11 protein-coding genes and 1 pseudogene are annotated in these 11756 nt (G+C 73.7%); 8 read left to right on the top strand and 4 right to left on the bottom strand.

From position 1 onward, the window contains the following. Window positions 1-97: 97 nt before the first annotated feature. A complete protein-coding gene (locus tag ACI783_RS16320; RefSeq protein WP_457141418.1) occupies window positions 98-1075 on the bottom strand; it encodes a SigB/SigF/SigG family RNA polymerase sigma factor in 978 nt (325 codons plus the stop codon). Beyond that, window positions 1072-1605, bottom strand: coding sequence for an ATP-binding protein (locus tag ACI783_RS16315; RefSeq protein WP_457082739.1), 534 nt, complete (start codon window positions 1603-1605; stop codon window positions 1072-1074). The genes ACI783_RS16320 and ACI783_RS16315 overlap by 4 nt, the downstream gene beginning before the upstream one ends. A 284-nt stretch (window positions 1606-1889) precedes the next feature. Here ACI783_RS16315 and ACI783_RS16310 point away from each other — a divergent pair, with 284 nt between their 5' ends. After that, a complete protein-coding gene (locus tag ACI783_RS16310) occupies window positions 1890-2900 on the top strand; it encodes a DNA topoisomerase IB (protein ID WP_457141417.1) in 1011 nt (336 codons plus the stop codon). Window positions 2901-3019: 119 nt separating this feature from the next. On the opposite strand, the gene ACI783_RS16305 is transcribed toward ACI783_RS16310, so the two are convergent. Both ACI783_RS16305 and ACI783_RS16300 read right to left on the bottom strand, forming a co-directional pair. Continuing rightward, complete coding sequence (locus tag ACI783_RS16305) at window positions 3020-3409, bottom strand: STAS domain-containing protein (RefSeq protein WP_457076290.1); 390 nt, start codon at window positions 3407-3409, stop codon at window positions 3020-3022. A 264-nt stretch (window positions 3410-3673) separates the two neighbouring features. Then, the gene (locus ACI783_RS16300; protein WP_457141416.1) at window positions 3674-4192 is read right to left on the bottom strand and encodes a hypothetical protein; all 519 of its coding nucleotides are present in this window, start codon (window positions 4190-4192) and stop codon (window positions 3674-3676) included. 182 nt (window positions 4193-4374) lie between these two features. Here ACI783_RS16300 and ACI783_RS16295 point away from each other — a divergent pair, with 182 nt between their 5' ends. From ACI783_RS16295 to ACI783_RS16265, 7 genes and pseudogenes are all read left to right on the top strand, one after another. Next, window positions 4375-4965: a DUF1360 domain-containing protein gene (locus tag ACI783_RS16295; protein ID WP_457141415.1), complete on the top strand. Its 591-nt coding sequence runs from the start codon at window positions 4375-4377 to the stop codon at window positions 4963-4965. Window positions 4966-5143: 178 nt separating this feature from the next. Beyond that, window positions 5144-6187: a non-homologous end joining protein Ku gene (ku, locus tag ACI783_RS16290; RefSeq protein ID WP_457141414.1), complete on the top strand. Its 1044-nt coding sequence runs from the start codon at window positions 5144-5146 to the stop codon at window positions 6185-6187. Between the two features lie 13 nt (window positions 6188-6200). Further along, the gene (gene ligD / locus ACI783_RS16285; protein ID WP_457141413.1) at window positions 6201-7679 is read left to right on the top strand and encodes a non-homologous end-joining DNA ligase; all 1479 of its coding nucleotides are present in this window, start codon (window positions 6201-6203) and stop codon (window positions 7677-7679) included. Continuing rightward, entirely contained in the window at window positions 7676-8593 is a 918-nt protein-coding gene (ligD, locus tag ACI783_RS16280; protein WP_457141412.1) for a non-homologous end-joining DNA ligase, read from the top strand. The genes ligD (ACI783_RS16285) and ligD (ACI783_RS16280) overlap by 4 nt, the downstream gene beginning before the upstream one ends. Before the next feature lie 43 nt (window positions 8594-8636). Beyond that, window positions 8637-9326: pseudogene (locus tag ACI783_RS16275) on the top strand (DUF6518 family protein). Between the two features lie 173 nt (window positions 9327-9499). Next, on the top strand, window positions 9500-9970 hold the full coding sequence (locus ACI783_RS16270) for a Fur family transcriptional regulator (protein WP_457141411.1): 471 nt from the start codon (window positions 9500-9502) through the stop codon (window positions 9968-9970). Next, the gene (locus ACI783_RS16265) at window positions 9967-11628 is read left to right on the top strand and encodes a catalase (RefSeq protein ID WP_457141410.1); all 1662 of its coding nucleotides are present in this window, start codon (window positions 9967-9969) and stop codon (window positions 11626-11628) included. The genes ACI783_RS16270 and ACI783_RS16265 overlap by 4 nt, the downstream gene beginning before the upstream one ends. The last annotated feature ends 128 nt before the right edge of the window (window positions 11629-11756 follow it).

Here is an 11756-nt window from a genome sequence, read left to right as displayed (position 1 = left end):
GCCCAGAACTCGTCGAGTTCTGGGCCACCGGCGCATCGGCCCCGTCCAGAGGCTGGCCCCCGAGCTTGCGAGGGGGTGAGGAGGACGGGGTCCTTCGTCAGTCCTTGAGCAGGCCCTCGCGGAGCTTGGCCAGCGTCTGGGACAGCAGCCGGGAGACGTGCATCTGCGAGATGCCGATGTCCGCGGCGATCTGCGACTGGGTCATGTTGCCGAAGAACCGCAGGATCAGGATCCGCCGTTCGCGGGCCGGGATGGTGGCCAGCAGCGGCTGCAGCGACTCGCGGTACTCCACACCCTCCAGCGCGGCGTCCTCCTCGCCCAGCGTCGCGGCCAGGGTGGGGGAGTCCTCCTCACCGGAGAGCCGCTCGTCCAGCGAGCTGCTGCGGTAGGCGTTGGCCACCGCCAGGCCCTCGAGCACCTCGGCCCGCGGGATGCCCAGGTGCTCGGCCAGCTCCGACGGGGTCGGTGCGTGCCCGTTCTTCTGGGACAGCTCGCCGACCGCCGCGTTCAGCGACAGGTGCAGTTCCTGCAGGCGCCGCGGCACCCGCACCGACCAGCCCTGGTCGCGGAAGTGCCGCTTGATCTCCCCGGTGATGGTCGGTACCGCGAAGGAGAGGAACTCCACGCCCCGGCTGGGGTCGAAGCGGTCGATCGCCGCGATCAACCCGAGGGTGCCCACCTGCAGCAGGTCGTCGAACGGCTCGCCCCGGTTGCTGAACCGGCGGGCGAAGTGCCGGACCAGCGGGAGGTGCTCCTCGACCAGGATCTCCCGCAGCCGCTCGCGTCGCGGGTCGTCCTTCTCCAGCCCGGCCAGTTCGGCGAACAGCGGAGCGGTCCGCTCGGCCCGCTTGCGGTTGTCCGAGATCGGGACCGGGTCCGCGGCGGGCTCCGCCTCGTCACCCTCCGGCGCGCTCGCCGCGGGCTCGGCGCCGGTGCCGGGGACGTCGATGGCGTCGGTGGTCACCTCGCTGCCGTTCGCCGCGGCGTCGTCGGCCGGGGGGCGGGGACGGGCCGGGGCACCGGCGTCGAGGACGTCATCGGTGGCCGGCTGGTCCGTGGCAGCCGACCGGGTCACCGTGCGACCGAGACGTCGTGGTCGGTGGGACCCGCGTCGGCCAGGACCTCGTCGGTGAACGGGTCCGCGGCCCCGGCCGCCATGCTGTACCGACGCAGCCGCTTGACCATCGCGATGCAGGCGACGGGGTCGGGCGACCCGTCGCCGGCGGGGACCGTGGCCTGGTCGCGGGGGCCTGCCTCGACGGTGTCGACCAGCGTGGCCAGGACCGCCCAGCCGAAGCCGTCGCGCGGCACGTCGACCCCGGCCGCCGTCGGCACCCAGGCGTCGATGCGCAGGTGCTCGCGGGTGGCCTCGAAGACCACCGTCAGCGGGGAGTCGCCGAGCGCGATGGCGGCGAGCGTGGCGCACGCCTCGTCGACGGCCAGCCGCAGGTCCTCCACGGCGTCCAGGTCGAAGTCCATCCGCATCGCCAGGTCCCCGGCCATCGCGCGTACCGCAGGAAGCTGCGTCGGGGAGGTCGGCACCCGCAGTTCCAACCGTTCGGCCCGCCGCTCACCCGTGGGGGCGGCGCCCGTCGTGTCGACCATGCGTTCGTCTGCTCCTTCGTCGTCCCCGCGCTCCCGGGCGGGAGCGCGACGGTCCATCCGGTGCACCCGGGTGCGGCGCCACTGCCGGCGTCGTTGCCGACGTGCGAGCGACGAGCGGTCGCCCCGCGGGTGCGTGCGCGAGCCAGGCCCGCTGACCCGACGGTAGTCGGACCGCCTGGCGGTGGTGCCCAACGGGGCCACGGGTCAAACACGGTCGTCACCGGGGCGAGCGGGCCGACGACGGGCTGTGTTTGGAACGGTCCGCCGCCGACCATCTCCCAGCCGTGAGACTCCGCCGCAGCGACGTGCACGCCCCGGGCTGGACCCGGCGCCGCGCCGGGCGGGGGTTCTCCTACCGGGACGAGACCGGTGCCCTGATCAAGGACGACGAACGGCTGGACCGGGTGCGGGGCCTGGCCATCCCCCCGGCCTGGAAGGACGTCTGGATCTGCCCCTGGCCCAACGGTCACATCCAGGCGGTGGGCACCGACGCGGCCGGACGCCGGCAGTACCGCTACCACGACGAGTGGCGGGCCCGCCGCGACGCCGCCAAGCACGAGCGGGTGCTGGAGATCTCCTCCCAGCTGCCCGACGTGCGCGACGAGGTGGTGGCGGCCCTCCGCAAGCGCGGGCTGACCCGGGACCGGGTGCTCGCCACCGCGGTGCGGCTGCTCGACCTCGGCGCGTTCCGCGTGGGCAGCGAGCAGTACGCGGAGGACAACGGCACCTACGGCCTGGCCACGCTGCGCCGCGAGCACGTGCGCGTGCGCGGCGAGCGCACCTTCTTCTCCTACACCGCCAAGGGCGGCATCGAGCGGGAGATCGAGCTGACCGATCAGCCCACCGCGACGGTGGTCCGGCAGCTGCTGGAGCGCCCGGCCGAGACCGGCGAGGAGCTGCTCGGCTACTGGCTCGCCGACGGGAGCTGGCACGACGTCACCAGCGACGAGGTGAACGCCTACCTCAAGGAGATCAGCGGCGCGGAGATCACCGCGAAGGACTTCCGCACCTGGACGGCGACGGTCATGATGGCCGCCGCACTGGCCGAGCAGCCGGCGCCGACGAGCCGGACGGCGCGGAAGAAGGCGGTGCGGGAGGCCTACGTGCGCGTCTCCGAGCAGCTGGGCAACACCCCCACGGTGGCGAAGGCCAGCTACGTCGACCCGCGGGTGGTCGACCGCTACGAGCACGGGGAGACGATCGCCGAGGCGCTGGCGGCGGCGGCGGAGGCCCCGGACGACCGGACGGCCCAGCGCACGCTGGAGGCCGCGGTCTGCAGCCTGCTCACCAGCTGAACCACGAGCCCGGACGCAGCGACGGCGCCCCACCCGGAGGTGTGGCGCCGTCGACGTCGTGTCTGCGGCCCCTCTCCGGGGGCCCGTCGCGAGCTCGCGCGGGAGGAGAGGGTCCTTCGTCAGGCCTTCTCGGCGATGGTGAACAGGTCGATCAGACCGGTCACCTCGAGCGGCCGGGTGACCGCGCGGGTGTTGGCCACCAGGCGCAGGCCGACGTCGCGCGAGCGGGCCGACTTCTGCGTCTCCACGAGCACGGCCAGGCCGGCCGAGCCGAGGAACTGGACGCCGCAGAGGTCGATGACCAGCGCGGTGGGCTGCTGCTCCAGCTGGGTGTCGAGCGAGGCCCGCAGCACCGGAGCGGTGAAGGTGTCCACCTCGCCGATGACCGTCACGGTGACGGTGCCGTCGTCGTCGGTGGACGTCGACAGCGTGATCACGTCGTCGAAGGGGGCTTCGTTCGTGTCAGCCGCGGCCGACGTGCCTTCGGCGGGTGAGTCGGATGAGGTCACGGACTGCAGCTCCTCTCAGGGGCGGTGCGCGCTGGGCGCGCGGACGCCTGGACAGCGTACTGGCGTACGCCATCCGACCTCTCACACCCCGTGGCACCGGGTCTTCCGGACACCTGGTCCGGACGGCCCGGGCAGGCGACGGCTGGCTGCTCAACCGCGGCGCCCAACCTAGTCGCGCCATGATCGGCGCACCAATCCAACTGGTTGCGCGCACCCGGAAGTGGCCGCGGGGTCACCCGCGCCGCGGCCCCCGGGGCACGTCGATCAGGTGTTCTCGACGACGTGGACGGCGCTCTCCTCCGGGCCCTCGCCGCCGACCGGGGCGTCGGCGAACGCCTCGACGTCGTCGCCGGTGCGGTTGGTGCCGGAGTCGCTGAGCCGGTCGGTGTCCTCGTCCTGGTCCAGCTGGGCGAAGGCGCGGTCGGGGTCCTCGGCGGGGCGGACGTCGGCGGCGTCCTCGGGGATCTCCCGGTCCAGCCGGCCGGACAGCGACTCGCCCTCGGACTGCTCGCGCGCCGTCGTCCCGAAGTCCACGTCCTGGTGCTGGCGGTCGCCGGGCTCGGGGGCGAACTCCGGGTCCTCGGCGCGCGCCATCGTCGGGCTGTCGTCCTGGGAGACCTCCGGCACCCCGTTGTCCGCGGGGAAGACGTCGCGGGCGGTCTGGCCCTCGGGGCCGACATCACCGCGCGGGCCGTCCTCGGTGCCGGTGAGGCCGCGCTCGTCGTCGGGGAACTCGGCGTCGTTGAGGGCGGAGTCGCGGGCGGCGCGGTCCGGGTCGGTCATGGTGGTGCCTCCGTTCTGCGCGCCTCGGGGGTGGGCGCGCTCGTCCGTCCGGCTGGACGGGGGGACCGGTCGGGTGACCGGCGTCGTGCGCAGCCCCTACCCGCGCTCCCCGGCGGCATGCGTGACCCGGCTCCCGCCCGGGCGGGGCATGGCGGTCGTGGCCGGCGGGTAGCAGGGCCGGCATGGCGATCACCGACGATGTCCAGCGCATGGGCGCACCGCTCCGGCGCTGGGCGCGCACCCAGAAGCAGGAGTACACGCAGGGAGAGGCGCGGCCGCTCGGTGCGGACCTGGGTGCCATGGGCGTCTACGCCGGGCTGGTCGGCGCGGCGGCCGCCGCGATCCGCGCCTCCGGCCGGGAGCTGCCCTCCCGGATCCCGCTCGGTGACGCCGCCCTGCTGACCATCGGCACGTTCCGGCTGGCCCGGCGGATCGCCAAGGACCCGGTGACCGCACCCGTCCGCGCCCCCTTCGTCAGCTACCAGGGCACCTCGGGTGAGGCGGAGGTGGCCGAGGAGGTGCGCGAGCACGGCGGGGTCAAGCACGCCGTCGGCGAGCTGCTCACCTGCCCGTTCTGCATGGCCCAGTGGGTCGGCACCGGCTTCGTGCTCGGGTACGTGGCCGCGCCCCGGGCCACCCGGCTGGCCGCGCTGACGATGACGATGGTCGCCGGCTCCGACGTGCTCCAGTTCGTCTACGACGCGATCCAGAACGGTGCGCTGCGCCCCGGCGGGGACCTGCCCCCCGAGGACGCGACGGGCCAGGCGGTCTGACCCGGCCGGTCACCCAGCGTGCTGGGTCATGGCACGCCGTGCCAGGCCCGGTGGGTCACCCGCCCGGGTGGTCGACTGCGCTGGGTGACCGTCTCGTGCTGCCGCGGGGGCGCCGACCTGCCTATCCTTCGATCTTGTCGAGACGCCGGCGTCGCCGGCCCGGGGCGGGAGGTCAGTCGTGCGGTCGATCTGGCGGGGCGCCATCTCCTTCGGGCTGGTCAGCATCGGGGTCAAGCTCTACTCGGCCACCGAGGACCACGACATCCGGTTCCACCAGGTGCACAAGACCGACGGCGGGCGGGTGAAGTACCGCCGGGTGTGCGCGGTCGACGGCGAGGAGGTCGAGTACGGCGACATCGCCAAGGGCTACGAGCTGCCCGACGGCCAGCTGGTCGTGCTGACCGATGCCGACTTCGACGAGCTGCCCCTGGTGACCACCCGGGAGATCGAGGTGCTGCAGTTCGTCGACCAGGAGCAGATCGACCCGATCCACTTCGAGAAGACGTACTACCTGGAGCCCGACGGCGTCGCGACCCGGCCGTACGTGCTGCTGCGCACCGCGCTGGAGAACGCCGGCCAGGTGGCGATCACCAAGATCGCGATCCGCCAGCGGGAGTCGCTGGCCGCGCTGCGGGTGCGCGAGGGCGTGCTGGTGCTGCACACCATGCGCTGGCCCGACGAGATCCGCCGGCCGGACTTCGGCTTCCTCGACGAGGACGTCGCCGTCCGCCCGCAGGAGCTGGCGATGGCCGAGTCGCTGATCTCCACGATGGCCGGCGACTTCGACCCCACCCAGTTCACCGACGACTACCGCGAGGCGATGCAGGCGCTGCTGGAGGCCAAGCAGTCCGGCGGTGAGGTGCAGCCCGCGCCGGACGTCGCCGACGAGGGCGGTGGGGCCGTGGTCGACCTGATGAGCGCGCTGCGGCGCAGCGTCGAGCGGGCGGGAGGTGCGGCGCCCACCGCGCAGGACGACGACGCCGACGACACCCCGGCCACCGACGAGGCACCCCCGGTGCGGAAGACCACCGGGCGGCAGACCACGGCGGGGAAGACCACCGCGCGCAAGGCCCCGGCCAAGAAGGCCGCCCCCGCGGAGAAGGCCCCGGCGAAGAAGGCCGCCGCCAAGAAGGCCGCCCCGGCGAAGAAGACGGACGCGCAGTCCGCCGACGCCGACGAGAAGCCGGCCAAGCGCAGCTCGCGGGCGCGCAAGACGGCCTGATCCCGGCCGCTCCGTGTCCGACCCCCTGGCGGCGTACCGCGCCAAGCGCGACCCCGCCCGCACCGCGGAGCCGGTCCCGCCGGCCGGGCAGCCGCTGCCGCAGGGCGACGACGACGTCTTCGTCGTCCACGAGCACCACACGGCCCGCGGGCGCACCGGCGAGCGGGTGCACTGGGACCTGCGGCTGGAACGCGGCGGGGTGCTGAAGAGCTGGGCGGTGCCCAAGGGCCCGCCGACCGAACCGGGGGTCAACCGGCTCGCCGTCCCGACGGAGGACCACCCGCTGGAGTACGCCGCGTTCTCCGGCACCATCCCGGCCGGCGAGTACGCCGGTGGGGTCTCGACCATCTGGGACGCCGGCCGGTACGCCACGGAGAAGTGGACCGACGACCACGTCACCGTCGCCCTCGACGGCGGACGGCTCACCGGCCGCTACGTGCTGTTCCGGCTGCCCGACGGCAGCTGGAACCTGCGCAGGCTCGACCCCGACCCGGTGACGGCGGCGCCGGTCGCCGCCGGCGTGCCCGAGGACCTCCCGCCGATGCTCGCCGCGCTCGGGGAGCTGCCCCCCGCGTCGGACGACCGGTGGGGCTACGAGTTCAAGTGGGACGGCGTCCGGGTGCTGGCGCACGTGCGCGGAGGCGTGCTGCGGCTGCGGGCGCGCAGCGGCAACGACGTGACCGCGACCTACCCCGAGCTCACCCCACTGCCGGCGGCGTTGTCCGGGCACGACGCCGTGGTCGACGGCGAGGTCGTCGCGCTGGACCCCCGCGGCCGACCGGACTTCGGCCGGCTGCAGGGGCGCATGCACCGCACCGGACCCGAGGTGGCCCGGCTGGCCGCCGCGGCCCCGGTGAGCTACCTGGTGTTCGACCTGCTGGCCTGGGACGGCGAGAGCCTGCTCGACCGGCCCTGGACCGAGCGCCGGGAACGACTGGACGCCCTGGGGCTGGGCAACGACCGGTGGGTGACCACGCCCTGGTTCCGCGGCAACGGCCCGGCGATCCAGGCGGCCAGCCGGGACAACGGGCTGGAGGGCGTCGTCGCCAAGCGGCTGGACTCCCCGTACCGGCCCGGCGGGCGCGGCCCGGACTGGCGCAAGGTGAAGAACCTGCGCACCCAGGCGGTCGTCGTCGGCGGCTGGCGGCCGGGGGAGGGCCGGCGGGCCGGCGGCATCGGCTCGCTGCTGCTGGGCGTGCACGACGACGCCGGCCGGCTGGTGTTCGCCGGGCACGTGGGCACCGGGTTCACCGCGAAGGCGCTGGCCGACCTGGCGCCGCTGCTCACCCCGCGCAGCACCTCGCCGTTCGCCACGCCCCCGGGTGCCCCGGCGCTGCCCCGGGAGGTCACCCGGGACGCCCACTGGGTCGAGCCCGAGCTCGTGGGGGAGGTCCGGTTCGGGGAGTGGACCCGGGAGGGCCGGTTGCGCCATCCGTCGTGGCGGGGGCTGCGCGACGACGTCCGGCCGGAGGACGTCGTGGTGGAGCCGTGAGACAGCGGGTGCAGATCGAGGGCCGCCAGCTGGAGGTCAGCAACCTGGACAAGGTGCTGTTCCCGGAGGTCGGCTTCACCAAGGCGCAGGTGATCGACTACTACGTGCGGATCGCCCCGGTGCTGCTGCCGCACGTGGCACGCCGCCCGGTCACCTTCACCCGCTGGCCCTCCGGGGTCGACGGCCAGGCGTTCTTCGAGAAGAACAGCGCGCGGCACGCCCCGGAGTGGGTGGAGTCGGTGACGGTGCCCTCGCCCGGGTCCTCGCGCGGCCGGGAGACGCTGGACATGGTGCTGCTCTCCGCCGTTCCCGACCTGGCCTGGTCGGCGAACCTGGCGGCGCTGGAGGTGCACGTGCCGCAGTGGCGGGTCGACGACGACGGCGTCGCGCAGCTGCCCGACCTGCTGGTGCTCGACCTGGACCCCGGGCCGGGCACCGGGGTCGCCGAGTGCGCGCACGTGGCGCACCGGCTGCGGGAGGTGCTGGCCGCCGACGGACTCGACCCGGTGGTGAAGACCTCGGGCTCCAAGGGGCTGCAGGTCTATGCGCCGATCACCGCCGAGGACAAGGAGCACCCGAGCCGCTACGCCAAGCGGCTGGCCCAGCAGCTCACCCGGGAGACGCCCGAGCAGGTGGTGTGGCGGATGGAGAAGGCGCTGCGCCCGGGCAAGGTGCTGGTCGACTGGAGCCAGAACAACACCGCCAAGACCACGGTCGCGCCCTACTCGCTGCGCGCGCGGGCCCGGGCGACGGTCTCGACGCCGCTGGCCTGGGACGAGGTGGACGCCGTCCGGGACGGCGCCGACCCGGCCACCCTGGTGTTCCGCACCGCCGACGTGCTCGCCCGGGTCGAGGAGCTGGGCGACCTCTTCGGCGTCGCCGACCGCCCGCGCGCCGCCCTGCCGTCGGTCTGACCCTCGTCCCCGGGGATGAGCCGGGATCACCCCGCAGACCGATGTGCCGCCGAGCCACGACGACCAGGCTGGCCGCGTGACCACCACCCTGTCGTCGCCCGCGCCGTCGTCCCCGTTGCCGCCCGCGCCGGCGCGGGGGCAGTCGGCCCGCTGGTGGCTGCCGCTGCTCGTCCTGGTCCTGGGCGCGGGTGGCGGGGTGCTCACCGAGTGGGCGCAGGGCGTGCTCGGCGACCCGTGGGCGGCGTGGGCGAACTCGGTGGCCGCCTGGTGCGTGCCGGCGTTCGCCGTCGGGGCGCTGGCCCGCCGGTGGCGCGGCGCGGTGACCGCGGCCGTCGCCACCGAGGTGCTGCTGGTCGGCGGCTACTAGGCGGCGCAGGCGGTGCAGCTGCTGCCGGTCCGGCCGGCCGTCGTCGTCGTCTGGCTGGTCGCCGGGGTGGTGGCCGGGCTGGTGTTCGGGACGGCGGGCTGGTGCTGGCGCACCGGCGGGCCGCACCGGGCGGTGCCCGCGGTGGCGCTGCTGGCCGGGGTGCTGGTGCAGGAGGGCGTGTACCGGCAGGTGCACTTCCCGTGGCAGGGGGCGTCGGGCTGGGTCATGGTCGCCGCGGGGCTGGTGGTCGCGCTGCTGGCCCGCACCGCGCGGCAGCGGCTGGCGGTGCTCGGGCTGCTCGCCATCGTCGTTCCGGTCGGTTGGGCCGGCACCGAGCTGGTGGACGCGCTCCTCGCCGCGGCCTGACCGCCGGCTCCCGCGCGGCCGGGGGCGTGCCGACACGCCGTCCCGGGTCGCCGCTCCGGCCGACCCGGCGCACCATCGAACCGGGTGTTCGGGTCACCCTCGCGGGGGCGGCACGCCGAGTTCACCCGGTCTTGTCTTGACTGACTCAAGAAAACAGGGTTGAGTCGACGCCGATGGAGACGGCCTGGGAAGACGAGCTGCGGAGAGCAGGGCTGCGGGTCACCCGCCCCCGGCTCTCCGTGCTCGACGTCCTCGCCGACCACCCGCACGCCGACGCCGACACGATCGTCACCGCCGCCCGCACCGCGCACCCCTCGATCTCGCCGCAGGCGGTCTACGGGGTGCTCAAGGCGCTGGTCGGGGGAGGCCTCGCCCGCCGCATCGAGCCCGCCGGTGCGCCGGCGCTCTACGAGCTGCGGGTCGGGGACAACCACCACCACCTGGTCTGCCGGGAGTGCGGTGCGGTCGCCGACGTCGACTGCGTGGTGGGACAGGCGCCGTGCCTGACCCCGTCGCAGACGGCGGGGTTCGCCGTCGACGAGGCCGAGGTCGTCTTCTGGGGCATCTGCGCCGGCTGTCAGGCCGCGCGCAGGGAGCACGAACCAGCAGCAGGCACAGCAATCCGAAGGGGAGTGGGAGCATGACCGACGTCGCATCGCAGGGCCCGGCGGCCAGCGAGGCCGACCGGCCGATCCTGACCAACCGTCAGGGCCACCCGGTCTACGACAACCAGAACCAGCGGACGGTGGGCGCACGTGGCCCGGCCACCCTGGAGAACTACCAGTTCCTCGAGAAGATCAGCCACTTCGACCGGGAGCGCATCCCGGAGCGCGTCGTGCACGCCCGTGGCTTCGTGGCCTACGGCGAGTTCGAGGCCACCGGCAAGTGGGGCGACGAGCCGATCGAGCGCTACACCCGGGCGAAGCTGTTCAACACCCCGGGCAAGAAGACCGACCTGGCGATCCGCTTCTCCACCGTCATCGGCGGCCGGGACTCCTCCGAGGCGGCGCGTGACCCGCGCGGCTTCGCGGTGAAGATGTACACCGAGGACGGCAACTGGGACCTCGTCGGCAACAACCTCGCGGTGTTCTTCATCCGCGACGCCATCAAGTTCCCCGACGTCATCCACTCCCTCAAGCCGGACCCGATCACCTTCCGGCAGGAGTCCGCCCGGATCTTCGACTTCATGTCGCAGACCCCCGAGGCCATGCACATGCTGGTCAACCTGTTCAGCCCGCGCGGCATCCCGGCCGACTACCGGCACATGCAGGGCTTCGGCGTGAACACCTACAAGTGGGTCAACGCCCAGGGCGAGACCGTGCTGGTCAAGTACCACTGGCTGCCCAAGCAGGGCGTCAAGAGCCTGACCGAGGCCGACGCCGCGGTGATCCAGGGCCAGGACCTGGGCCACGCGTCCAAGGACCTCTACGAGGCCATCGAGCGGGGTGACTACCCGCAGTGGGACCTCTACGTCCAGATCATGAGCGACGACGAGCACCCCGAGCTGGACTTCGACCCGCTGGACGACACCAAGGTGTGGCCGGAGAACGAGTTCGAGCCCAAGCTGGTCGGCACGATGACGCTGAACCGCAACGTCACCGACCACCACAACGAGAACGAGCAGAGCGCGTTCGGCACCGGCGTGCTGGTCGACGGGATGGACTTCTCCGACGACAAGATGCTGATCGGCCGCACGTTCTCCTACTCCGACACCCAGCGCTACCGGGTGGGGCCGAACTACCTGCAGCTGCCGATCAACTCGGCCAAGAACGCCGTGGTGCAGACCAACCAGCGCGGCGGGCAGATGTCGTTCGGCGTGGACCTCGGCCCCGGCCAGAACCCGCACGTCAACTACGAGCCGTCGATCACCGGCGGCCTGCGTGAGGCCGAGTACCCCACGCACGACGAGCAGGGCCCGGTCATCACCGGCCGGCTCACCCGCAAGCGGATCCCGCGCACCAACGACTACACCCAGGCCGGTCAGCGCTACCAGCTGATGGAGCAGTGGGAGAAGGACGACCTGGTCGCCAACCTGGTCGGCAACATCGGGCAGGCGGTGCGCGAGGTCCAGGAGCGCATGGTGTGGCACTTCTTCATGTGCGACGACGAGCTCGGTGCCCGCGTCGGCGAGGGCCTCGGCATCACCGCGGACGACGTCCGGGGTCTGCCGCCGCTGCAGACCCAGACGCTCAACGAGGAGGAGCTGGCCCGTGCGGCCAACCTCGGCAAGAACGGGCCGCGCGACGTCACCGGCCTGAAGATGACGCACACGGTGCCCAACGAGCGGGTCGTGCTCGCCTGACGGTGAGCTGACCCCTCCGCACCACCACGGCGGGCCGCGACCGGATCACCGGTCGCGGCCCGTCGTCGTCCGTGCGGCCGGCGTCCTCCACCGCGGCCAGGTGCCGTCCCGGCCGGCGGCGAGCCGTC

Source organism: Modestobacter sp. SYSU DS0511, assembly GCF_054050755.1.
This window is presented reverse-complemented; position numbering and strand designations above follow the sequence as displayed.

Excerpts from the sequence above, each read along its gene's own strand:
- ACI783_RS16270 (WP_457141411.1), top strand. The coding sequence starts at position 9,500 with ATGGAGACGGCCTGGGAAGACGAGCTGCGGAGAGCAGGGCTGCGGGTC.
- ACI783_RS16315 (WP_457082739.1), bottom strand. The coding sequence starts at position 1,605 with ATGGTCGACACGACGGGCGCCGCCCCCACGGGTGAGCGGCGGGCCGAA.
- ACI783_RS16295 (WP_457141415.1), top strand. The coding sequence starts at position 4,375 with ATGGCGATCACCGACGATGTCCAGCGCATGGGCGCACCGCTCCGGCGC.
- ACI783_RS16265 (WP_457141410.1), top strand. The coding sequence starts at position 9,967 with ATGACCGACGTCGCATCGCAGGGCCCGGCGGCCAGCGAGGCCGACCGG.
- ACI783_RS16300 (WP_457141416.1), bottom strand. The coding sequence starts at position 4,192 with ATGACCGACCCGGACCGCGCCGCCCGCGACTCCGCCCTCAACGACGCC.